The 19,978-nt window shown below is 66.2% G+C and carries 23 protein-coding genes and 1 pseudogene; 13 read left to right on the top strand and 11 right to left on the bottom strand.

Annotated elements, in window-relative coordinates; genetic code table 11:
* Nucleotides 1–168 (top strand): annotated as a pseudogene (locus tag DID98_RS17615) (electron transfer flavoprotein subunit alpha/FixB family protein); the annotation flags it as partial.
* 323 nt (nucleotides 169–491) lie between these two features.
* On the opposite strand, the gene DID98_RS17610 reads toward DID98_RS17615, so the two are convergent.
* Nucleotides 492–1,778, bottom strand: a complete 1,287-nt coding sequence (locus tag DID98_RS17610; protein WP_124571092.1) for a D-amino acid dehydrogenase — start codon at nucleotides 1,776–1,778, stop codon at nucleotides 492–494.
* 145 nt (nucleotides 1,779–1,923) lie between these two features.
* Here DID98_RS17610 and DID98_RS17605 point away from each other — a divergent pair, with 145 nt between their 5' ends.
* Together DID98_RS17605 and DID98_RS17600 are read left to right on the top strand one after the other, a co-directional pair.
* Nucleotides 1,924–2,412: an Lrp/AsnC ligand binding domain-containing protein gene (locus DID98_RS17605; protein WP_044844820.1), complete on the top strand. Its 489-nt coding sequence runs from the start codon at nucleotides 1,924–1,926 to the stop codon at nucleotides 2,410–2,412.
* A 91-nt stretch (nucleotides 2,413–2,503) separates the two neighbouring features.
* On the top strand, nucleotides 2,504–3,682 hold the full coding sequence (locus tag DID98_RS17600; protein WP_124571091.1) for a PA0069 family radical SAM protein: 1,179 nt from the start codon (nucleotides 2,504–2,506) through the stop codon (nucleotides 3,680–3,682).
* A gap of 18 nt (nucleotides 3,683–3,700) precedes the next feature.
* On the opposite strand, the gene DID98_RS17595 is transcribed toward DID98_RS17600, so the two are convergent.
* Nucleotides 3,701–4,168 (bottom strand): NINE protein, encoded by a 468-nt coding sequence (locus tag DID98_RS17595; RefSeq protein ID WP_044844818.1) that lies wholly within the window; start codon nucleotides 4,166–4,168, stop codon nucleotides 3,701–3,703.
* A gap of 111 nt (nucleotides 4,169–4,279) precedes the next feature.
* Complete coding sequence (locus tag DID98_RS17590; RefSeq protein WP_124571098.1) at nucleotides 4,280–5,419, bottom strand: sorbosone dehydrogenase family protein; 1,140 nt, start codon at nucleotides 5,417–5,419, stop codon at nucleotides 4,280–4,282.
* A gap of 153 nt (nucleotides 5,420–5,572) precedes the next feature.
* Here DID98_RS17590 and rpsP point away from each other — a divergent pair, with 153 nt between their 5' ends.
* The 6 genes from rpsP to DID98_RS17560 all read left to right on the top strand — a co-directional run bounded on the left by rpsP (nucleotide 5,573) and on the right by DID98_RS17560 (nucleotide 9,699).
* Nucleotides 5,573–5,827, top strand: a complete 255-nt coding sequence (rpsP, locus tag DID98_RS17585; RefSeq protein WP_006476550.1) for a 30S ribosomal protein S16 — start codon at nucleotides 5,573–5,575, stop codon at nucleotides 5,825–5,827.
* Nucleotides 5,828–5,869: 42 nt separating this feature from the next.
* Nucleotides 5,870–6,547, top strand: coding sequence for a ribosome maturation factor RimM (rimM, locus tag DID98_RS17580; RefSeq protein WP_124487489.1), 678 nt, complete (start codon nucleotides 5,870–5,872; stop codon nucleotides 6,545–6,547).
* On the top strand, nucleotides 6,547–7,341 hold the full coding sequence (gene trmD / locus DID98_RS17575; protein WP_124487488.1) for a tRNA (guanosine(37)-N1)-methyltransferase TrmD: 795 nt from the start codon (nucleotides 6,547–6,549) through the stop codon (nucleotides 7,339–7,341). The genes rimM and trmD overlap by 1 nt, the downstream gene beginning before the upstream one ends.
* Nucleotides 7,342–7,474: 133 nt before the next feature.
* Nucleotides 7,475–7,867: a 50S ribosomal protein L19 gene (gene rplS, locus DID98_RS17570; protein WP_006486838.1), complete on the top strand. Its 393-nt coding sequence runs from the start codon at nucleotides 7,475–7,477 to the stop codon at nucleotides 7,865–7,867.
* Nucleotides 7,868–7,954: 87 nt separating this feature from the next.
* Nucleotides 7,955–8,641 (top strand): CoA pyrophosphatase, encoded by a 687-nt coding sequence (locus tag DID98_RS17565; protein WP_124487487.1) that lies wholly within the window; start codon nucleotides 7,955–7,957, stop codon nucleotides 8,639–8,641.
* Nucleotides 8,642–8,760: 119 nt separating this feature from the next.
* Nucleotides 8,761–9,699 (top strand): CobD/CbiB family protein, encoded by a 939-nt coding sequence (locus DID98_RS17560; protein ID WP_044844813.1) that lies wholly within the window; start codon nucleotides 8,761–8,763, stop codon nucleotides 9,697–9,699.
* A gap of 75 nt (nucleotides 9,700–9,774) precedes the next feature.
* Here DID98_RS17560 and DID98_RS17555 read toward each other — a convergent pair whose 3' ends face one another.
* From DID98_RS17555 to DID98_RS17545, 3 genes are read right to left on the bottom strand one after another with little or no spacing between them, the layout of a single operon-like run.
* Nucleotides 9,775–10,092: a putative signal transducing protein gene (locus DID98_RS17555; protein WP_044844812.1), complete on the bottom strand. Its 318-nt coding sequence runs from the start codon at nucleotides 10,090–10,092 to the stop codon at nucleotides 9,775–9,777.
* 59 nt (nucleotides 10,093–10,151) lie between these two features.
* Nucleotides 10,152–11,093 carry a ribosome small subunit-dependent GTPase A gene (rsgA, locus tag DID98_RS17550; RefSeq protein WP_040143718.1) on the bottom strand — a complete coding sequence of 314 codons (942 nt, stop codon included), beginning with the start codon at nucleotides 11,091–11,093 and terminating at the stop codon, nucleotides 10,152–10,154.
* On the bottom strand, nucleotides 11,090–12,349 hold the full coding sequence (locus tag DID98_RS17545) for a M48 family metallopeptidase (RefSeq protein ID WP_124487485.1): 1,260 nt from the start codon (nucleotides 12,347–12,349) through the stop codon (nucleotides 11,090–11,092). Before DID98_RS17545 ends, rsgA begins: the two co-directional genes overlap by 4 nt.
* 117 nt (nucleotides 12,350–12,466) lie before the next feature.
* Here DID98_RS17545 and orn point away from each other — a divergent pair, with 117 nt between their 5' ends.
* The gene (orn, locus tag DID98_RS17540) at nucleotides 12,467–13,087 is read left to right on the top strand and encodes an oligoribonuclease (protein ID WP_044844810.1); all 621 of its coding nucleotides are present in this window, start codon (nucleotides 12,467–12,469) and stop codon (nucleotides 13,085–13,087) included.
* Between the two features lie 16 nt (nucleotides 13,088–13,103).
* Here the strand turns inward: orn and mog are convergent, their stop codons facing one another.
* On the bottom strand, nucleotides 13,104–13,721 hold the full coding sequence (mog, locus tag DID98_RS17535; RefSeq protein WP_124571090.1) for a molybdopterin adenylyltransferase: 618 nt from the start codon (nucleotides 13,719–13,721) through the stop codon (nucleotides 13,104–13,106).
* Nucleotides 13,705–14,310, bottom strand: coding sequence for a ribosome biogenesis factor YjgA (yjgA, locus tag DID98_RS17530; RefSeq protein WP_311766850.1), 606 nt, complete (start codon nucleotides 14,308–14,310; stop codon nucleotides 13,705–13,707). The genes mog and yjgA overlap by 17 nt, the downstream gene beginning before the upstream one ends.
* Nucleotides 14,311–14,438: 128 nt before the next feature.
* Between yjgA and pmbA the strand changes: the two genes are divergently transcribed.
* Nucleotides 14,439–15,809 carry a metalloprotease PmbA gene (pmbA, locus tag DID98_RS17525; protein ID WP_044844808.1) on the top strand — a complete coding sequence of 457 codons (1,371 nt, stop codon included), beginning with the start codon at nucleotides 14,439–14,441 and terminating at the stop codon, nucleotides 15,807–15,809.
* Between the two features lie 90 nt (nucleotides 15,810–15,899).
* Here pmbA and DID98_RS17520 read toward each other — a convergent pair whose 3' ends face one another.
* From DID98_RS17520 to DID98_RS35850, 3 genes are all read right to left on the bottom strand, one after another.
* On the bottom strand, nucleotides 15,900–16,400 hold the full coding sequence (locus DID98_RS17520; RefSeq protein ID WP_124571089.1) for a dihydrofolate reductase: 501 nt from the start codon (nucleotides 16,398–16,400) through the stop codon (nucleotides 15,900–15,902).
* A gap of 255 nt (nucleotides 16,401–16,655) precedes the next feature.
* Nucleotides 16,656–16,982 (bottom strand): hypothetical protein, encoded by a 327-nt coding sequence (locus DID98_RS17515; protein ID WP_124571088.1) that lies wholly within the window; start codon nucleotides 16,980–16,982, stop codon nucleotides 16,656–16,658.
* A 123-nt stretch (nucleotides 16,983–17,105) separates the two neighbouring features.
* Nucleotides 17,106–17,504, bottom strand: coding sequence for a hypothetical protein (locus tag DID98_RS35850; protein ID WP_185500389.1), 399 nt, complete (start codon nucleotides 17,502–17,504; stop codon nucleotides 17,106–17,108).
* Here DID98_RS35850 and DID98_RS17510 point away from each other — a divergent pair.
* Nucleotides 17,484–18,881 (top strand): sigma-54 dependent transcriptional regulator, encoded by a 1,398-nt coding sequence (locus DID98_RS17510; protein WP_124571087.1) that lies wholly within the window; start codon nucleotides 17,484–17,486, stop codon nucleotides 18,879–18,881. The genes DID98_RS35850 and DID98_RS17510 overlap by 21 nt on opposite strands.
* A 42-nt stretch (nucleotides 18,882–18,923) precedes the next feature.
* The gene (locus DID98_RS17505) at nucleotides 18,924–19,895 is read left to right on the top strand and encodes a thymidylate synthase (RefSeq protein ID WP_044844804.1); all 972 of its coding nucleotides are present in this window, start codon (nucleotides 18,924–18,926) and stop codon (nucleotides 19,893–19,895) included.
* Nucleotides 19,896–19,978 lie beyond the last annotated feature (83 nt).

The following is a 19,978-nucleotide window of genomic DNA, read 5'->3' as shown; positions in this document are numbered from 1 at the left end:
GCGGTGGGCATCTCGGGTGCGATCCAGCATCTGGCCGGCATGAAGGATTCGAAGGTGATCGTCGCGATCAACAAGGATCCGGAAGCACCGATCTTCAGCGTGGCCGACTACGGCCTCGTCGGCGATCTGTTCGCGCTCGTGCCGGAGCTTGTGAACGAGCTGGGCTGACGCTGCGTGACTTGATGCTTCGGCAGCAAGTCGTACGAAAGGGGCGCGATGAGCGCCCCTTTTTTTGTGCAATGGCAGAAGGGGCGGGGACGCATCTGTCTTCGATGCAGCGCATCGCCATCGCACCATGCCGTACGGAACAGTTTTTGTGCGAGCAGATTGGACCGAAGCATCGATCGCCGGAGCGAAGGGGCAACGCGCGTGCGCGTTGACGCAAGCCCCTTTCCGAGCCGGTATCGCATGCGCTGAAACGAAAAAGGCGCCCTGACGGGCGCCTTCTCCACTGATACCGACCGGCCTGCGTCGCCGCGGGCCGTCCCGACTTATGCGTATGCCGGGCGCGTCTGGCCGGCCACGTCCTTCAGGTAGCGATGCACCGACAGGTCGTCGGCCTGGATCGCCGGCTTCTTGCCCGAGATCAGGTCGGCGAGCAATTGGCCCGATCCGCACGACATCGTCCAGCCGAGCGTGCCGTGGCCGGTGTTCAGGAACAGGTTCGAGACCGGCGTGCGGCCGACGATCGGCGTGCCGTCCGGCGTCATCGGGCGCAGGCCCGTCCAGAAGGTTGCCTTCGACGTGTCGCCGCCGCCCGGGAACAGATCGTTCACGCACATTTCCAGCGTTTCGCGGCGCGCTGCGCGCAGGTTCTTGTCGAAACCGACGATCTCCGCCATGCCGCCGACACGGATGCGCTGGTCGAAACGCGTGATCGCGATCTTGTAGGTTTCGTCGAGCACCGTCGACACGGGGGCGGCCGCCTCGTCGACGATCGGCGCGGTGATCGAATAGCCCTTCAGCGGATAGACCGGAATCTTCATCAGGTTCGAGACGAAGCGGGTCGAGTACGAGCCGAGCGCGACGACGTACGCATCCGCGCGCACCGTCTCGCTGCCGCACTGCACGCCGGCGATCTTGCCGCCCGCGATCGCGAGCGCGTTGATCGGCGTGTTGTAGCGGAACTTCACGCCGAGCGATTCCGCGAGCGCCGCGAGGCGCGTCGTGAACAGCTGGCAGTCGCCCGTTTCGTCGCCGGGCAGGCGCAGGCCGCCGGTCAGCTTGTGCGACACGGCGGCGAGCGCCGGTTCGGCATTTTTCAGTTCGGCCGGCGACAGCAGTTCGAACGGCACGTTCGCTTCCTGCAGCACCGCGATGTCCTTCGCCGCGCCGTCGAGTTGCTGTTGCGTGCGGAACAGTTGCAGCGTGCCGCCCGTGCGCCCTTCGTACTCGATGCTCGTGTCGGCGCGCAGCGCCTGCAGGCAATCGCGGCTGTATTCGGCAAGGCGGACCATGCGGCCCTTGTTGACCGCATAGCGCTCGGCCGTGCAGTTGCGCAGCATCTGCCACATCCACTGGAGCTGGAAGCGCGTGCCGTCGAGGCGGATCGCGAGCGGCGCGTGCTTCTCGAACATCCACTTGACGGCCTTCAGCGGCACGCCGGGCGCGGCCCACGGCGCCGCATAGCCGGGCGAGATCTGACCTGCGTTTGCGAAGCTCGTCTCGAGCGCCGGGCCGGCTTCCCGGTCGATCACCGTGACTTCATGACCGGCGCGCGCGAGGTAATACGCGCTTGCCACGCCCACCACACCGCTGCCCAGAATGACGACTCGCATAGCTGCTCCAGATGGAAGGGATCAGGTCGAGGCCGGGCGCACCTGCGTCTCCGTGTAACCTCTAGCTGATCTAGTTTTTTGCGCTATGGTATTGTCGAATGTGTAGGTTTTGTTATCGTATTTTTCAGGTTTTCAGCATAAACAAATGAGAACGCAACGCCAGCCAGTACGCTCGCTCGACAAGCTCGACCGGCGCATCCTGAAACTGCTCCAGGACGACGGCCGGATGGCGATGAAGGACCTCGCGGAACAGGTCGGACTGACCGTCACGCCATGCATCGAGCGCGTGCGGCGCATGGAGCGCGACGGCGTGATCACCGGCTACCACGCACGCGTCGATCCTCACCAGCTGGATGCCGCGCTGCTGGTGTTCGTCGAGATCACACTCGGCCACAAGGGCGGCAACATGTTCGAGCAGTTCCGCCGCGAAGTGATGAAGATCGACGAGGTGCTCGAATGTCATCTCGTGTCCGGCGACTTCGATTACCTGATCAAGGCGCGAATCGGCGAAATGGCCGACTATCGCAAGCTGCTCGGCGACATCCTGCTGCAACTTCCCGGCGCGGTGCAGTCGAAGAGCTATGTCGTGATGGAGGAAATCAAGGAGACGCTGACGATTTCGGTCGGCGAATGAGCGCGGCGGGGGCCCGCTGCCGGCTCCGCTATCTCGCCCTTGGCATGCTGCACCCAATACTGTATAAATATACAGTATTGGGTGCAGGCGAATGGGTGAGCACATGGACGGTCGGTCCGACAACGAATTTCCGATAGCGCCGCCGGCGCCCCGCAAGGGGCGCGGTGCGGTCGACAATCTCCAGGGGCGGTACGAAACGGCGCTGCGCGAAGCGGTCGACGACGGCTGGACGCACGAATCGGACGACGTCGATCTGCCTGCTCCGCTGCGCACCCAGGTGTTCGAGGAGCGCGCGAAGAGCATCCTGACGCACAACCAGTCGCCGGACATTCCGTTCAGCGTGTCGCTCAATCCGTATCGCGGCTGCGAGCATGGCTGCATCTACTGCTTCGCACGGCCGACCCATAGCTATCTCGGCCTGTCGCCGGGGCTCGATTTCGAGAGTCGCATCTACGCGAAGGTCAACGCGGCCGAACTGCTCGAGCGCGAGATTTCGCGCAAGCGCTACGTGCCGGAGCCGATCGCGCTCGGCGTCAACACCGATGCATACCAGCCCGTCGAGCGCGATCTGCGCATCACGCGCAGCGTGATCCAGGTGATGCACGATCACGGGCTGCCGTTCGCCGCGATCACGAAATCGTCGCTGATCGAGCGCGATCTGGATCTGCTGGCCCCGATGGCCGAGCGCGGGCAGGTGATGGCCGCAGTCACGATCACGACGCTCGACGCCGATCTCGCGCGCACGCTCGAGCCGCGTGCGGCGACTCCGGCGCGCCGGCTGCGTACGATCCGCGCACTGCGCGACGCGGGCGTGCCCGTGGGTGTGAGCATTGCACCGATGATCCCGTTCGTCACCGAGCCGGACATGGAGCGTGTGCTGGAAGCCTGTGCGGAAGCCGGCGCGACGCACGCGAGCTACATCATCCTGCGGCTGCCGTGGGAGGTCGCGCCACTGTTCAAGAACTGGCTCTCCGCGCATTTCCCCGATCGAGCGGAGCGCGTGATGAATCGCGTGCGCGACATGCGCGGCGGGAAGGACTACGACTCGGATTTCTCGAAACGGATGAAGGGCGAGGGGATCTGGGCCGACCTGTTGCGGCAGCGTTTCCGTCAGGCCGTGAAGCGGCTTGGGTTGAACGAGCGCAGGAACGGCATTCTGGATCTGTCGCAGTTTCGCGGTGCGCCGGCGGCCGGGGCGGCCGCGCAGCGCGCGTTGGCGGGCGCAACTGGCGCGAACTCGCGCGACGACGTGCAGTTGAGCCTGTTCTGACCGACCCGCGTCGGCAGCTTACTGCGAGATTTGCTTCGCCGCTTCGACTTGCGACTCGAAATACGTCTGGAACGACAGCGCGAGCGCGGTCATCAGCAGGAACGCGCCAATCAGCAACGAGAAGATCACGATGAAGATCACCGTCCAGCCTGACCGGCTGTGCTTGCCCGTGTCGGCATTGAATTGCGCGTCCCATTTCTCGTCGGGGCGCAGGCCGTAGACGAGCGCGGCGAGGAACGCGGCCAGCAGCGAGATCGCACCCGGCACGGCGAGCCACCAGCCGAGGCCGGCACTGCGCTGGGTCGCGGCGAGCAGCAGGAAACCCGGGATCCCGACGATCGTCGCGAGCAGGTGCGCCCAGCCGTACACGTCGCGCAAGCCGTACAGGTAGAAGCGGTGCGCGCCGAGCGAACCGAACAGGAACGCGAGGGCGGCGGTGAGCGTCTTGGAGCGGAAGCGGCGGGGCGATGCGGTGCTGCTGGACATGGGTGGCGGCGGATTATCGGTGGCATGGGCGGCCGGCAGGCCGGCGCAGGGCGCTCGGGCCCGGCACGCATTCTACGATGCCCGGTCGGGCCCGGTCACCCCTCGGCTGCGTCAAGGTGCCGCATAGGTGACACGGTAGATGGCGCCCGCGTAGTCGTCGCTGACGAGCAGCGAGCCGTCCGGTAGCGGCAGTACGTCGGCCGGGCGTCCCCACACGCTGCCGTCCGCGCGCAGCCAGCCCGTGATGAACGGCGTCTGGCGCGTATGACTGCCGTCGGCCGACACGACAGCGCGCATCACGCGGTAGCCGACCTTCGTGCTGCGATTCCACGAACCGTGCTCGGCAATGAAGATGTTGTTGCGATACGACGCCGGAAACATCGACCCCGTATAGAAGCGCATGCCGAGCGCCGCGACGTGCGCGCCGAGTTTCAGCGCGGGCGGCGCGTAGCGCCGGCACACGTCGGGGCTCCCGAATTCGGGGTCGGGCGTGTCGCCGCCATGGCAGTACGGGAAGCCGAAATCGAGGCCCGCGCGCGGCGCACGGTTCAGCTTGTCGTCGGGCACGTCGTCGCCCATCATGTCGCGCCCGTTGTCGGTGAACCATAGCTCGCCCGAATCGGGGTGCCACGCGAAGCCGACGGTATTGCGCACGCCGCGGGCAAATACTTCGCGGTTGCTGCCGTCGGCGTGCATGCGTGCGATGATCGCGTATCGGCTGCGATCGGCGAGGCAGACGTTGCACGGTGCGCCGACCGGCACGTAGAGCTTGCCGTCGGGGCCGAACGCGATGAATTTCCAGCCGTGATGATGATCGGTCGGCAGCGCGTCCGTCACGACCGCCGGCGCGGGCGGCCTGGCGAGCCGGTCGTCGATGTGGTCGAGGCGCAGGATGCGCGACACGGCGGAGATATAGAGGGCGCCGTCGCGATATGCGACGCCGACGGGCGTGTCGAGCCCCGACGCGATTACATGGCGGGCAGTGATCCGGCCCTCCTGCATCACGAAGGCATGTACGCGGCCTTCCCGCGAGCCGACATACAGGATGCCGCGCGGCGACCACGCCATTTCACGGGCGGTCGGCACGGCGTTGGTCAGCACGTCGACATGGAAGCCGGGCGGCACGACGAGTTCGTCCACCGGTGGTGCGGCGCAAGCCGCGGCGGATGCGAGACAGGTGACGAGGCCTGTCAGCAAGCCTGGGAGGCGGTGCTGCGCGCGGCGCGCCGGGGTGACGCGAAATAGCGGCATGGCGGCGGGGAGCGTCGTGGACACGACGATTGTATGCCCGGCGAACAGGGCGTCTGCGGAATTTTTGCGCGTAAGTGTTTGTTGTGGCTTTGGTTTCCGGCTATAATCGCACGTTTCAGTAGTTTCGAACCCGGTTTTCCCGAAGGATTTCATATGGTTATCATCCGTCTGGCTCGCGGCGGCTCGAAGAAGCGCCCGTTCTACAACATCGTTGCTACCGATTCGCGCAACCGTCGTGACGGCCGCTTCATCGAGCGCGTCGGCTTCTACAACCCGGTCGCTACGAAGGGCGAATCGCTGCGTATCGCTCAGGACCGCCTGACGTACTGGCAAGGCGTTGGCGCGCAACTGTCGCCGACCGTCCAGCGTCTCGTGAAGGAAGCGCAAAAGGCGCAACCGGCTGCCTAACATGGCGCGGTGTGCCGGTCGTGCCGGCTGCAAGGAGCATTGATGTCCGGTCACGATTCCGGTAACGCAAGGCGCGGGCGAGCGTCGTTTGGCGCATTCGTCCGCAAGCCGGTCGAGCGCGACACTGTCGCGAGCGCCGGTACGGCTGCCGAGCAGGGCAGTCTCGAAGCGGTGCAAGCCTGGCCCGACGATGCTGTCGAGGTCGGGGCAGTGGTCGACGCCTACGGCCTGAAAGGCTGGGTCAAGGTGGCGACGCATGCCGACGCCGGTCGCGGCGGCGATGCGCTGCTCACGGCGCGCCGCTGGTGGCTGGAACGGGGTGGGGAGCGGTTGTCCGCCCGCATCCTGCAGTCGAAGACGCACGGCGACACGGTCGTCGCGCATACCGCGGGTGTCAGCGACCGCGATGCCGCACTGGCTTTGCGCGGCTTTCGCGTGTTCGTGCGCCGGGAAGATTTCCCGGCATTGGCCGCGGACGAATTCTATTGGGTCGACCTGATCGGCCTCGAGGTCGTCAACGAGCAATCGGTGGCGCTCGGGACGGTGAGCGGGATGATCGACAACGGCGTGCATTCGATCATGCGCGTCGAGTATCCGGCAGTCGGCAAGGATGGTCGGCCGACCACCGACGAGCGGCTGATTCCGTTCGTCGGCGTCTACGTCAAGACGGTGGATCAGGCGGCACGTCGCATCGTCGTCGACTGGGAAGCCGATTACTAATGAACCAGGTTACGGAGAGCGCGGTGCAGTTCGACGTCGTCACGCTCTTTCCCGAAATGTTCCGCGCGCTGACCGACTGGGGAATCACCAGCCGGGCCGTGAAGCAGGAACGCTTCGGGCTGCGCACCTGGAATCCGCGTGATTTCACGACGGACAACTACCGCACGGTCGACGATCGTCCGTACGGCGGCGGTCCGGGCATGGTGATGCTGGCCAGGCCCCTCGAGGCCGCGATCGGTGCTGCGAAAGCCGCACAGGCAGAGCAGGGCGTCGCGAGCACGCGGGTGGTGATGATGTCGCCGCAAGGTGCGCCGTTCACGCACGAACGTGCGGTGCGGATGGCGCAGGAGCCCGGTGTCATCGTGCTGTGCGGTCGCTACGAGGCGATCGATCAGCGTCTGCTCGACCGTTGTGTCGACGAGGAAATCAGCCTCGGCGATTTCGTTCTGTCCGGCGGCGAACTGCCGGCGATGGCGATGATGGATGCCGTCGTGCGCCTGTTGCCCGGCGTGCTGAACGATGCGCAGTCGGCCGTGCAGGACAGCTTCGCCGACGGGCTGCTCGATTGCCCGCATTACACGCGCCCCGAGGAATACGAGGGAATGCGTGTGCCGGACGTGCTGCTCGGCGGGCATCATGCCGAGATCGAGAAGTGGCGGCGGCAGGAAGCATTGAAGAATACGTTGCGGAAGCGGCCGGACCTGATCGTCCGGGCGCGCCGCGAGAAGTTGCTGAGTCGTGCCGACGAGGCGTGGCTTGCGAACCTCGCACGCGAAGCGAAGAACGCCTCCTGAGGCGGCGTCGCGGACGGGAAATGGCGGTGCCGTGCATGTGTGTGCGGTGCCTGATGTGAATCCATCCTCTATCGGGGCCAGGCCTGGAAACGGGCGGGTGCAAACGCCGACAAGATGGCATAAGGAGTCAGTAATGAATCTGATCGCAAAACTTGAGCAGGAAGAGATCGAGCGCGCGCTCGCCGGCAAGACGATCCCCGATTTCGCCCCGGGCGACACGGTGATCGTGAACGTGAACGTGGTTGAAGGTAACCGCAAGCGCGTTCAGGCTTACGAAGGCGTCGTGATCGCGATTCGCAACCGCGGCCTGAACTCGAACTTCATCGTCCGCAAGATCTCGTCGGGCGAAGGCGTCGAGCGTACGTTCCAGACGTACTCGCCGCTGCTGGCGAGCATCGTCGTGAAGCGTCGCGGTGATGTGCGTCGTGCGAAGCTGTACTACCTGCGCGAGCGTTCGGGCAAGTCGGCTCGTATCAAGGAAAAGCTGGTGTCGAAGGATCGCGCCGCAGCAGCTTCCCAAGAGTAAGAGCTGTAAGGAAAAAGCACCCACCCGGGTGCTTTTTTCATTCTGGCGCGACAATATGCTCGTTATGTCACGAACACGAGAGCCCCATTGAATCGCCGCCCCATCATTGATCCCGAAGTGCTGCCGGTTGAAGGCACCGGCGCGGGCCTGCCGTCCATCGAGTCCCGCCTGATGACGCCGCCCGGGCTGCGCGCGCGTTTTGCGCGCACGCTCGAATGGAGCGTCGAGCCCGGCGAGGCGCGGCTGCAGGAGGGCGTCGACCCGCGCAGCGCCGCCGTCCTCATCCCGCTCGTCGTTCGCGAGAGCGGCCTCACCGTGCTGCTGACCCAGCGCGCCGATCACCTGAACGACCATGCCGGGCAGATCAGCTTCCCCGGCGGCCGTCGCGAGCCGTTCGATCGCGATGCGACGGCAACCGCGTTGCGCGAGGCGAAGGAAGAAATCGGACTGGCCGCCGAGCCGGTGGAGATTCTCGGTGCGCTGCCCGACTACCTGACGGGGACCGGTTTCTGCGTGACGCCCGTCGTGGCGCTCGTGCATCCGCCGTTCACCGTGCAGGCCGACACGTTCGAAGTCGCCGAGATTTTCGAGGTGCCGCTCGCGTTCCTGATGAGCCCCGCGAACCACCAGGTGCGCGTGTTCCGCTGGGAAGGCGGCGAGCGTCGTTTTTTTGCGATGCCCTATCCCAGTGGCGAATCAGCCGGGCATTACTTCATCTGGGGCGCAACTGCCGGCATGTTGCGCAATCTCTACCGCTTTTTGGCAGCCGGCTGACTTCCCGCGCTGTGCGGCGCGCGCGGCCGGCCGCCGGGCGATCGCATCGTCAGCCATGCGTCGCTTACGCTGTGCTATCGTTATGCAAAAAATGACATAACTCCGAAGACGGCGCACGCATGACTTTCTTTTCGGTTCTCCTCGCTCTCATCATCGAACAGGTCCGCGCGTTGTCGCCGAGCAATCCGGTGTTCGCGCTGTTCCAGTTTCACGCGGAAACCGTCGCGCATGGCCTCGACGCCGGCAAGCAAAAGCATGGCGTGCTCGCATGGCTCGCGGTCGTGCTGCCGTGGGTGTTGATCGTCGCGCTGATCTACTTCCTGCTGTACAAGGTGAGCTTCGTGCTGGCGTTCATCTGGAACGTCGCCGTCGTGTATTTCACGCTCGGTTTTCGCCAGTTCAGCCACTACTTCACCGATATCCATCTCGCGCTCAACAACGACGACGTGCCGCGCGCGCGTGAAATCCTGCACGAGTGGACGGGCCTCGACACGGTCGACATGCCGGTCGGCGAAATCGTCCGTCATACGCTGATTCATGCGGTCGTTGCGTCGCATCGTCACGTGTTCGGCGTGTTCTTCTGGTACGTGCTGCCGATCGGTCCGGCCGGCGCCGTGCTGTACCGCATCTCCGAATATCTCGCGCGCAGCTGGTCGACGCCGGGCGACGATCGCACGGCCGCGTTCTCGACGTTCGCGCAGCGCGCGTTCTTCGTGATCGACTGGATTCCGTCGCGGCTGACCGCGCTCGGTTTCGCGATCGTCGGCAACTTCGAGGACGCGATCTACGCGTGGCGCAATCACACGCGTCAGTGGCCCGACCCGAACGACGGCGTGCTGCTCGCGGCCGGCAGCGGCGCGCTCGGCGCGCGTCTCGCGGGGCCGCTCGCGGAACCATCGAGCCTCGACGCACTGGCGGTCGGCGACAGCGGTCCGTTGACGGTCGGTGACGATTGCACGCCGCGCACGCTGCAGTCCGCAGTCGGCCTGGTGTGGCGCGCCGTGATCCTGTGGATGATCCTGCTGTTGATGCTGACGCTGGCCGTCTGGGTATCGTGACGCGGCAGCGCAGTGCGCGACGAAACGAAAAGGCCGGCTTCATGCCGGCCTTTTTGCTGTGTGTGACCCATTCGCTCAGTCGTCGAGCGGATCGCGTATGGCGCCACATTGCCAGCAGGCGGTGAACTGGGCCTCGAGCGCCTCGCCGCACTGACGGCAGCGCCACGGCGCGGCGCCGGCCGACGGGCCGTGCGACGCGGCATCGAGAAGCCGCCGCGCGAGCGCATCGTCGCGCTCGTCGTCGAGCCACAGCTCGGGCGTGCACGCGTCGGCGGGCAGGCCGCCGAGCGCACCGGTCGCGTAGCAGTTGTGCAACTCGCAGCCGATGCCGGCCACCTGCAGCACGTTCGCCCAATGCTGCGCGGTGGCGAGATCGGGGGCCTTGAAACGCATCGCGGCTCCTGTCGGTGAAGGCCGGGCGGGGCACCGGCCGTCTTCTGCCCGCCGCGCGGTCAGCGGACGATCTGGCTTGCCTCGTGCACGAGCTGTGCGTAAAGCGCATGCCGCGACGGTGCAATTCGGCCGTCGGCGACGGCCTCGAGAATCGCGCAGCCCGGCTCGTGCAGATGATGGCAATTATAGAAACGGCAGTCCGCGAGCAGCGGGCGGAATTCCGGGAACGCGCGCTCGAGGCGGCCTTCCGTCAGGTGGTAGAGGCCGAATTCCTGGAAACCCGGCGAATCGATCAGCGCGCCGCCGCCGTCGAGCGGGTAGAGGCGCGTGAACGTCGTCGTGTGGCGGCCGCTGTTGAGCGCGGCCGAGATTTCGCGAGTCGCGGCCTCGGCATCGGGCACGAGCAGGTTCACGAGCGTCGACTTGCCCATCCCGGACTGGCCGAGCAGGATGGTCGAATGGCCGGCCAGATGCGGCATCAGCTGCGCACGCGCATCGTCGGGCGCGCCCTTCACCGACAGCTCGAGCACGTCGTAGCCGAGCGCGCGGTAGGGCGCGAGGCGCTCGCGGGCGACCGGCAGCGCGGCCTCGACGTCGATCTTGTTCAGCACGACGAGCGGCTTCAGTTCGTTCGCTTCGGCCGCGATCAGTGCGCGACCGAGCAGGTCCTCGCTGAAATAGGGCTCGGTCGCGAGCACGATCAGCAGCTGGTCGAGGTTGGCCGCGAACAGCTTCGACTTGAACTGGTCGGAGCGGTACAGCAGGTTGCGCCGCTCGCCGATCTCGACGATCACGCCCTGGTCAGCCGACGCCTGCTCGTACACGACGCGGTCGCCGACCGCGATCTCGCTTTTCTTGCCGCGCGGGAAGCACTGCAGCATCGGGCCGCCGTCGTCGGGCGCGACGATGTAGTGGCGGCCGTGCGCCGCGATCACGCGGCCTTCGACACGCGGCGCGCCCGACGCGCGCGGGGCCGGCTTGCGGGAGGTCGGCCGGCTCATGCGTGCTGCATCAGGCGGTCGATCCGCTGCGACGCGGGCGGATGCGAGTAGTAGAAGGCCGTGTAGACGGGGTCCGGCGTGAGCGTCGACGCGTTGTCCTCATAAAGCTTCACGAGCGCGCTGACGAGATCGTGCGCGTCGGTCTGGCTGGCCGCGAACGCGTCGGCCTCGAATTCGTGCTTGCGCGACGTCAGGCTGCTGAACGGAGTTGCAAAGAACAGGAACACGGGGATCGCGAGGAAGAACAGCACGAGCGCGGCGCCCGCGTTGCTCGTGTCGAGCGACGGCGTGACGCCAAGGCCCGTATAGAACCATGTGCGCTGCGCGAGCCAGCCGAGGAGCGCGAGCAGCACGAGGCTCAGCACGAACGACACGAGCATCCGCTTCATCACGTGGCGGCGCTTGAAGTGGCCGAGCTCGTGGGCGAGCACGGCCTCGATTTCCTGGCCCGTCAGCCGCGCGAGCAGCGTGTCGAAGAAGACAATCCGCTTCGATGCGCCGAAGCCCGTGAAGTACGCGTTGCCGTGCGCGGAACGGCGGCTGCCGTCCATCACGAACAGGCCCTTCGCCGCGAAGCCGCACCGTTTCATCAGCAACTCGATGCGCGTGCGCAGCGCTTCGTCCTTCAGCGGTTCGAACTTGTTGAAGATCGGCGCGATGAAGGTCGGATAGATCAGCAGCACGAGCATCTGGAACGCGACCCAGACGATCCAGGTCCACAGCCACCACAGGCTGCCGGCCTGGTTCATCAGCCACAGCACGACGAACAGCAGCGGCAGGCCGAGCACGGCGCCGAGCAGCGTGTTCTTCAGCATGTCGGTGAAGAACAGGCGCTTGGTCATCCGGTTGAAGCCGAACCGCTGCTCGATCCCGAACTGGCGGTAATACTCGAACGGCACGTCGATTACGCTCGTGATCGCGAGCACGGCGGCGACGAGCGCGACCTGCTGCCCGTAGCCGCGGCCGAACCAGCCCGTCAGCAGCGTGTCGAGGGCGCCGACGCCACCCAGCAGCGTGAGGCCGACCAGCACGGCCGCGCTGACGACGATCTCGAACATCGCCAGCCGGGTGCGCTCGACCGTGTAGTCGGCCGCACGCTGATGGGCGGTCAATGGAATGGTGGCGCTGAACTGCGCGGGCACGCTGTTGCGATGTGCGGCGACGAAGCGGATCTGCCGCGACGCGAGCCACAGCTTGGTGACGACCATCGCGAGCACGGCGATCGCGAACAGCAGGGTGAACGAAAAGGGTGACATCGAAGGCGCCAAAGGGTTCTATGCGAGAATTATATGTTCTTGCGGACCGGGCCCGCTCACGCGATGCCGGCCGCCCGGGCGGCGCCATGCGCCGTCCGCCATTTTCCAGGATGACTCATGACCGATACCGCCGCTTCCGCCAGCCAGCCCGCGCTCGTGCGCAACGAGTTGAACCTCGTCTGGCTCGACATGGAGATGACCGGCCTCGACCCGGATAACGACCGCATCATCGAAATCGCGGTCGTCGTGACCAACTCGACGCTCGACATCGCGGTGGAAGGCCCCGTGTTCGCGATCCACCAGAGCGACGAAACGCTCGCGAAGATGGACGACTGGAACAAGTCGACGCACGGCCGTTCGGGGCTGATCGACCGCGTGCGCGCGTCGACCGTGACCGAGGCGGACGCCGCCGCGCAGTTGCAGGCGTTCCTCTCGCAGTACGTGTCGCCCGGCAAGTCGCCGATGTGCGGCAACTCGATCTGCCAGGATCGCCGCTTCATGGCGCGCTGGATGCCGGAATTCGAACGATTCTTCCACTACCGCAACCTGGACGTCAGCACGCTCAAGGAGCTGTGCCGCCGCTGGCAGCCGGCGATCTACAAGGGCTTCCAGAAGCGTGCGATGCACACGGCGCTCGCGGACATCCACGAGTCGATCGACGAACTGAAGTACTACCGCGAGCATTTCCTGATTCCGGCCGCGTCGGCGCCGGCAGGCGAGTCCGCGCCGGCCGCCTGAGCGGGCCGGCACGCGCTCAGCGTGGCGCGCGCTGCGCGCTCTTCGGCCGGAACGCCGCGACCACCGCGGCGTCGGTCTCGATGTACGGGCCGCCGATCAGGTCGATGCAGTAGGGCACCGCCGCGAAAATGCCGGGCACGGTCGACGCGCCGTCGGCGTCGCGCAACCCTTCGAGCGTTTCCCGGATCGACTTCGGCTGGCCGGGCAGGTTGATGATCAGCGCCGCGTGGTCGGCCGTCTCGCGAATCACCGCGACCTGCCGCGACAGGATCGCGGTCGGCACGAAATTCAGGCTGATCTGCCGCATCTGTTCGCCGAATCCAGGCATTTCCTTCGTCGCCACGGCCAGCGTGGCTTCCGGCGTCACGTCGCGCCGCGCCGGGCCGGTGCCGCCCGTCGTCAGCACCAGATCGCAGCCGGCGACGTCGACGAGTTCGGCCAGCGTGGCGGAGATCGTCGGCGCGTCGTCCTGGATCAGCCGGGTTTCGGCGCGCCATGGCGAGCGCAGCGCGCCGGCGAGCCATTCCTGGAGTGCCGGGATGCCCTTGTCCTCGTAGATACCCGTGCTGGCGCGGTCGCTGATCGACACGAGGCCGACCACGAGTTCGTCCGGGTGGTTACGCTTCGTCGTCATGGTCGTCTCCGGCGTCGTCCGGCGCTTCGTCTGCCTCCGCCTCGTCGGTGCCGCTCGCGGTCTTGATCCACTGGAACAGCTCGCGGAAATAGCGCGGCGGCTTGCCTTGCTGCGCTTCCTTGCGCGCGTTGCGGATCAGCGTGCGGCCTTCCTGGATGTCGGCTTCGGGGTGCTGGCGGAGGAACTCGGTCAGCGCGTCGTCGTTCGCGAGCAGCTGGTCGCGCGTGCGCTCGATCCAGTGCAGGCGGGCGGTCGCGGCCTTGTTCACGCCTCGCTGGGCGTCGAGCGCGGTGCGCAGCGCGGCCGTTTCGTCGTCGGTCAGCGAGCGCATCACGCGGCCGACGTACTGGAGCTGGCGGCGCTTGCCTTCGTGGTCGGTGATCCGGCGTGCCTCGCGCACGGCGTCCGCGAGGTCCTCGGGCATCGGCATGCGCTTGAGCGCGTCCTTCGGCAGGTCGACCAGGGCCTGGCCGAGCTCCTGCAGCGCGTGCATCTCGCGTTTCAACTGGGATTTGCTGGGGCGATCGTAGCCATTGCCGGCGTCGTCGTCGGCGTGCTCGATCGGCTGGATTCGGGTTTTGCGTGTCATGGGCGGCATTGTATCGCGGCGCGGACGCCCCAAGCTTGTCGGTATATGGCCCCGGACCTTGCTATGATCGCGGGATACGCAACATTTTGACCATGCGGGCGGATCGCCCGCCACCGGATATCACGACGATGGCAGCCAATCTCGACGTACAAGCGCGCTATTTCCCGCACACGCAGGACCAGCTCAAAGAAATTGCCTCGGACATCCTTCGCCATGCGAAGGCGCTCGGCGCGACGGACGCCGCGACCGAAATCTCCGAAGGAGACGGCCTGTCGGTGTCGGTACGCCGGGGCGAGGTCGAGACGATCGAACACAACCGCGACAAGATGGTCGGCGTGACGGTGTTCATCGGCAAGAAGCGCGGCAACGCGAGCACGTCGGATTTCTCGCCGGCCGCGATCAAGGATACCGTCGCCGCCGCGTACAACATCGCGCGCTTCACGGCCGAGGACGACGCGGCCGGCCTCGCCGAGGCCGAACTGCTCGAAACCGACCCGCGCGACCTCGACCTCTATCACCCGTGGGCGCTGACGGCCGACGAGGCCGTCGAGCTCGCCCGCCGCGCGGAGGACGCCGCGTTCGCGGTCAGCCCGCAGATCCGCAACTCGGAAGGCGCGAGCGTGTCGGCGCAGCATTCGCAGTTCGTGCTCGCGACGTCGCGCGGTTTCCTCGCCGGCTACCCGTACTCGCGCCACTACATCGCGTGCGCGCCGATCGCAGGCACCGGCCGCCACATGCAGCGCGACGACTGGTATTCGTCGAAGCGCAGCGCGGTCGATCTCGCGGCGCCGGAAGCCGTCGGGCGCTATGCGGCCGAGCGTGCGCTGGCGCGGATGGGCGCGCGCCGTCTCGACACCCGCAAGGTGCCCGTGCTGTTCGAGGCACCGCTCGCGGCCGGCTTGCTTGGCGCGTTCGTGCAGGCCGTCAGCGGCGGCGCGCTGTACCGCAAGACGTCGTTCCTCGTCGACAGCCTCGGCAAGCCGGTGTTCGCACCGCACGTGCAGGTCGTCGAGGATCCGCACGTGCCGCGCGCGATGGGCAGCGCGCCGTTCGACGAGGAAGGCGTGCGCACGCGTGCGCGCAGCGTCGTCAACGACGGTGTCGTCGAAGGCTACTTCCTGTCGACCTATTCGGCGCGCAAGCTCGGCACGCAGACCACCGGCAACGCGGGCGGCTCGCACAACCTCGCGCTGCGCAGCTCGAACACGCAGCCGGGCGACGATTTCGACGCGATGCTGAAGAAGCTCGGCACGGGCCTGCTGCTGACCGAGCTGATGGGACAGGGCGTGAACTACGTGACCGGCGACTATTCACGCGGCGCGGCCGGCTTCTGGGTTGAGAACGGCGTGATCCAGTATCCGGTCGAGGAAATCACCGTCGCGAGCACGCTGCAGGAGATGTTCCGGCATATCGTCGCGATCGGCGCGGATTCGATCGTGCGCGGTACGAAGGAAACGGGCTCGGTGCTGATCGAGCAGATGACGATCGCCGGGCAGTAAGCGGCGCGGCATTGGCCGCCAGGAAACGAAAAGCCCGACCGGTGTTCATGAGCCGGTCGGGCTTTTTTGTCGCGTGCCGAGTGCCGAGTGTCAGCCGCGCTTGCGCTCGTACACGACGAACGCATAGCCGAACGTGTTGGGCGTGGCGGCCTGGTGCGGGTCGCGCGAGACTTCGCGCCAGTGCGCGGGATCGGGCGCCGGGAACGACGCATCGCCGTCGAAGTCGGCATCGATCTCGGTGACGACCAGCTTGTCGGCGAGCGCGAGGCCTTCCGCATAGAGTTGTGCGCCGCCGATCAGGAATGCTTCGGCCGCGCCGTCGCGCGCGGCGAGCGCGAGCGCGTCGGCGAGCGACGTGACCGTGTCGCAGCCGTCGAAGCGGCGCGCTGCGTCGCGCGTGACGACGATATTGCGGCGGCCCGGCAACGGCCGGCCGATCGACTCGTGGGTCTTGCGGCCCATCACGATCGGCGCGCCCATCGTCGTGCGCTTGAAGAACGCGAGGTCCTCGGGAAGTTTCCAGGGCAACTGGTTGTCGCGGCCGATGATGCCGTTGCGGGCGCGCGCGACGATCAGGGTCAACGTCGTCATGAAGATCGGGGGAAGAGGAGAACCGGAATGGCGCCGATTCTACCGGAATGGCGGCGCGAGACCGCGCCGGGGCGGATGCGCGGGCGTAGGTGCGGCGTTTGCTCCGTGATGTCCTGAATAAAAAGAGTGCCCGCCGGGGGACGGACACAAAAAACGGTTCGCGTCGCGAAGTCGACGCTACAGGAAAGGACCTGCGCCGTTCATTTTATTCTGCAATCCTCATCGATCAAGCGGCATGATGGAGTCGTGTGCGGATTATTGATGCATGCGGTTCCCTGCGTGTCCTTCCATAGCATGCTGCGCGTTGCCGGGGAGCGCCACAGGAATCGGTATCGGCAGCCGGGCCGGCGGGACGAGCTCGTCCCACAGCGTCACCGACGACTTGTCTGACGAACGCGCTCGCGGCGCGGCGACGGGCATGATGCGGAAGCGGTGGTCCTGTTGCATGCGCGGCGCGTTATCGGCAAGCGGCATCGCGCGTTCGGGCCTCGTGCTTTCTTCCGAGCGTGCCGGCATGAAATGGCAGGCGAGTGCGAATGCAATCGTCATCTGCACACAAGACTGCAAAAAAACTGTTCGCATGGCCGCCTTCTCCCGATCCGTTACGCGTTCAGCGAAATGCATGCCATCGGGCGAAGCGCATTGCCGCGTCTGCGATTTGCGGGGAAGCGTCGTGACTTGCGATCGAAAACGCCGGGAAATGTTTCAGGCGTGAAACGAGGGGGCTCGGGAATACTGCGGATTCAATCGATACGCGTCAAGGATGAAAATTTGCGCGTGTGTCGATGCAGGTACGCGTCGCTGCGCGTTTCTATGTGCAGACGATTGATCAACGTCGACCACTGAGCGATTCGACCGTTCGCTCATCCGCGCTGCAATCGGTTTGTCGTATTCGGCGCCTATAACTAAGCTGTCTTGATCAAAAAAATAACTGGACGCGAGATGAGCGCCATCATGCGAGGCCTGTCGTCGCCGCGCATCGGCATGGCGAATCGAGCCGCTTCGGCTGACCCGGTTCGATCCTTTTGCACGCGACTTGGCGTGTACGGCAATCGTTAGACGGTTGATGAACGGGGTGAGCATATGGGAGCCGAGCAGCGGCATGTGATCTACTTCTCGCGCGAGCCGAACGACGCGTTGCGCGGGCATTTCGACGAATGCGGGTGGCGCGTCGATCTTGCGGAAAGCGCACGCGACGTGCGGCGTGTCGTGCAGCACGGCGTGGCAACGGCCGGCCTGCTCGATTTCTCGCCGGGTTTTCGGCCCGCGGATCTGCGCGAACTCGAAGCGTGTCTGAGCATCCAGCACATCGGCTGGATCGCGGCGACCCGGCGCGGCCAATTGCAGGACGCCACGCTGCGGCATCTCATTCGTGACTATTGCTTTGACTACGTCACGATGCCGTACGAGGCGGCGCGCATCGTCGAGACCATCGGCCACGCGCACGGCATGATCGCGCTGACCGAGCCGGTAGCCGCACCCGTCGGTGCCGGACGCGCCGAAGGCGAGATGGTCGGCACCTGCGACGCGATACTCGGGCTGTTCAGGACGATCCGGCGCGTGGCGACGACCGATGCGCCGGTGTTCATCTCCGGCGAATCGGGTACCGGCAAGGAACTGACGGCCGTGGCGATCCACGAGCGCTCGGCGCGCGCGCAAGCGCCGTTCGTCGCGATCAATTGCGGTGCGATTCCGTCGACGCTGCTCCAGGCCGAACTGTTCGGCTATGAGCGCGGCGCGTTTACGGGCGCGAACCAGCGCAAGATCGGCAGGGTCGAGGCCGCGAACGGCGGTACGCTGTTTCTCGACGAGATCGGCGACCTGCCGCTCGAGAGCCAGGCGAGCCTGCTGCGGTTCCTGCAGGAAGGCAAGATCGAACGGCTCGGCGCGCATGTATCGGTGCCGGTCGACGTGCGCGTGATCTGCGCGACGCATGTGGACATGGAAACGGCGCTGCGCGAAGGGCGGTTCCGCGAAGACCTGTTTCATCGGCTGTGCGTGTTGAAGATCGAGGAGCCGCCGCTGCGCGCGCGCGGCAAGGATATCGAACTGCTGGCGCGCCACATGCTCGAGCGTTTCAAGGGGGATGCGCATCGCCGCCTGCGCGGCTTTTCGCCGGACGCGATCGCCGCGCTGTACGGCTATTCGTGGCCGGGCAACGTGCGCGAGCTGATCAATCGCGTGCGCCGCGCGATCGTGATGTCGGAGGGCCGGATGATTACCGCGGCCGATCTCGAACTCAACGAATTCGCGGTACTGGCGCCCGTCTCGCTCACCGAGGCGCGCGAAGCGGCCGAACGGCAGGTGATCGAGCAGGCGCTGCTGCGTCACCGCGGCCGGTTTGCCGACGCGGCGCGCGAACTGGGCGTGTCGCGCGTCACGCTGTACCGGCTGATGTGCGCGCATGGCATGCGCGATCGCGGCGACCCGCTGGGCGGGTTTTCGGCGCCGTTGCCGGAGGTTCAGCATCACGCTTGCTAGAATTGGCGGGTAACGGTCGCCCTCGCGGCCGAAGGAACCCGCATGAAACAGTACCTCGACCTCGTTCGCACCATCCTCGACACCGGCACCTGGCAGGAGAACCGCACGGGCATCCGCACCATCAGCATGCCCGGTGCGATGCTGCGGTTCGACCTGCAGCAAGGTTTCCCGGCGGTCACGACCAAGAAGCTCGCGTTCAAGTCCGCGATCGGCGAACTGGTCGGTTTCCTGCGCGCATCGCGCAGCGCGGCCGATTTCCGCGCGCTCGGCTGCAAGGTGTGGGACGCGAACGCGAACGACAACGCACAGTGGCTCGCGAACCCGTACCGCCAGGGCGTCGACGATCTGGGTGACGTGTACGGCGTGCAATGGCGCCAGTGGCCCGGCTACAAGGTGCTCGACGCAGGCGCCGAGGCGCAGATCGCCGACGCGACGCGCCGCGGTTTCCGGATCGTCACGCGTTTCGACGAGGACGGGGTGCCGAAGGTGCTGCTGTACAAGGCAATCGACCAGCTGCGCCAGTGTCTCGACACGATCATGGAGAACCCGGCCGACCGCCGCATCCTGTTTCACGCATGGAATCCGGCCGTACTCGACCAGATCGCGCTGCCCGCCTGCCATCTGCTGTACCAGTTCCTGCCGAACGTCACGAAGCGCGAGATTTCGCTGTGCCTGTACATCCGCAGCAACGATGTCGGGCTCGGCACGCCGTTCAATCTGACGGAAGGGGCCGCGCTGCTGTCGCTCGTCGGCCGGCTGACGGGCTACACGCCGCGCTGGTTCACGTACTTCATCGGTGACGCGCACATCTACGAGAACCAGCTCGACATGCTGCAGCAGCAGCTCACGCGCGAGCCGTACGACAGCCCGCGGCTCGAAATTGCCGAGCGCGTGCCGGACTACGCGAAGACCGGTGTTTATGCGCCCGAATGGCTCGAGCAGATCGAGCCGTCGGATTTCTCGCTCGTCGGCTACCGTCACCATGAGCCGCTGACCGCGCCGATGGCGGTCTGAGCCCGGCGTGCGACGGCGGCGGGTGACGCGACCCGCGCCAGGCAGCATGAAGAAGGCCCGACCGGTACTCGCCGGGTCGGGCC

Origin of the sequence: Burkholderia sp. Bp8984 (assembly GCF_003853755.1) — a bacterium.
Lineage (GTDB): Bacteria > Pseudomonadota > Gammaproteobacteria > Burkholderiales > Burkholderiaceae > Burkholderia.
The sequence above is the reverse complement of the archived record's forward strand: the minus strand, read 5'-3'. Positions and strand labels throughout refer to the sequence as shown.

Bases quoted from the DNA above. Each gene is read 5' to 3' on its own strand.
- DID98_RS17610 (WP_124571092.1), bottom strand. From the start codon at position 1,778: ATGCGAGTCGTCATTCTGGGCAGCGGTGTGGTGGGCGTGGCAAGCGCG.
- DID98_RS17605 (WP_044844820.1), top strand. From the start codon at position 1,924: ATGAGAACGCAACGCCAGCCAGTACGCTCGCTCGACAAGCTCGACCGG.
- DID98_RS17600 (WP_124571091.1), top strand. From the start codon at position 2,504: ATGGGTGAGCACATGGACGGTCGGTCCGACAACGAATTTCCGATAGCG.
- DID98_RS17595 (WP_044844818.1), bottom strand. From the start codon at position 4,168: ATGTCCAGCAGCACCGCATCGCCCCGCCGCTTCCGCTCCAAGACGCTC.
- DID98_RS17590 (WP_124571098.1), bottom strand. From the start codon at position 5,419: ATGCCGCTATTTCGCGTCACCCCGGCGCGCCGCGCGCAGCACCGCCTC.
- rpsP (WP_006476550.1), top strand. From the start codon at position 5,573: ATGGTTATCATCCGTCTGGCTCGCGGCGGCTCGAAGAAGCGCCCGTTC.
- rimM (WP_124487489.1), top strand. From the start codon at position 5,870: ATGTCCGGTCACGATTCCGGTAACGCAAGGCGCGGGCGAGCGTCGTTT.
- trmD (WP_124487488.1), top strand. From the start codon at position 6,547: ATGAACCAGGTTACGGAGAGCGCGGTGCAGTTCGACGTCGTCACGCTC.
- rplS (WP_006486838.1), top strand. From the start codon at position 7,475: ATGAATCTGATCGCAAAACTTGAGCAGGAAGAGATCGAGCGCGCGCTC.
- DID98_RS17560 (WP_044844813.1), top strand. From the start codon at position 8,761: ATGACTTTCTTTTCGGTTCTCCTCGCTCTCATCATCGAACAGGTCCGC.
- DID98_RS17555 (WP_044844812.1), bottom strand. From the start codon at position 10,092: ATGCGTTTCAAGGCCCCCGATCTCGCCACCGCGCAGCATTGGGCGAAC.
- rsgA (WP_040143718.1), bottom strand. From the start codon at position 11,093: ATGAGCCGGCCGACCTCCCGCAAGCCGGCCCCGCGCGCGTCGGGCGCG.
- DID98_RS17545 (WP_124487485.1), bottom strand. From the start codon at position 12,349: ATGTCACCCTTTTCGTTCACCCTGCTGTTCGCGATCGCCGTGCTCGCG.
- orn (WP_044844810.1), top strand. From the start codon at position 12,467: ATGACCGATACCGCCGCTTCCGCCAGCCAGCCCGCGCTCGTGCGCAAC.
- mog (WP_124571090.1), bottom strand. From the start codon at position 13,721: ATGACGACGAAGCGTAACCACCCGGACGAACTCGTGGTCGGCCTCGTG.
- yjgA (WP_311766850.1), bottom strand. From the start codon at position 14,310: ATGACACGCAAAACCCGAATCCAGCCGATCGAGCACGCCGACGACGAC.
- pmbA (WP_044844808.1), top strand. From the start codon at position 14,439: ATGGCAGCCAATCTCGACGTACAAGCGCGCTATTTCCCGCACACGCAG.
- DID98_RS17520 (WP_124571089.1), bottom strand. From the start codon at position 16,400: ATGACGACGTTGACCCTGATCGTCGCGCGCGCCCGCAACGGCATCATC.
- DID98_RS17515 (WP_124571088.1), bottom strand. From the start codon at position 16,982: ATGCGAACAGTTTTTTTGCAGTCTTGTGTGCAGATGACGATTGCATTC.
- DID98_RS17510 (WP_124571087.1), top strand. From the start codon at position 17,484: ATGGGAGCCGAGCAGCGGCATGTGATCTACTTCTCGCGCGAGCCGAAC.
- DID98_RS35850 (WP_185500389.1), bottom strand. From the start codon at position 17,504: ATGCCGCTGCTCGGCTCCCATATGCTCACCCCGTTCATCAACCGTCTA.
- DID98_RS17505 (WP_044844804.1), top strand. From the start codon at position 18,924: ATGAAACAGTACCTCGACCTCGTTCGCACCATCCTCGACACCGGCACC.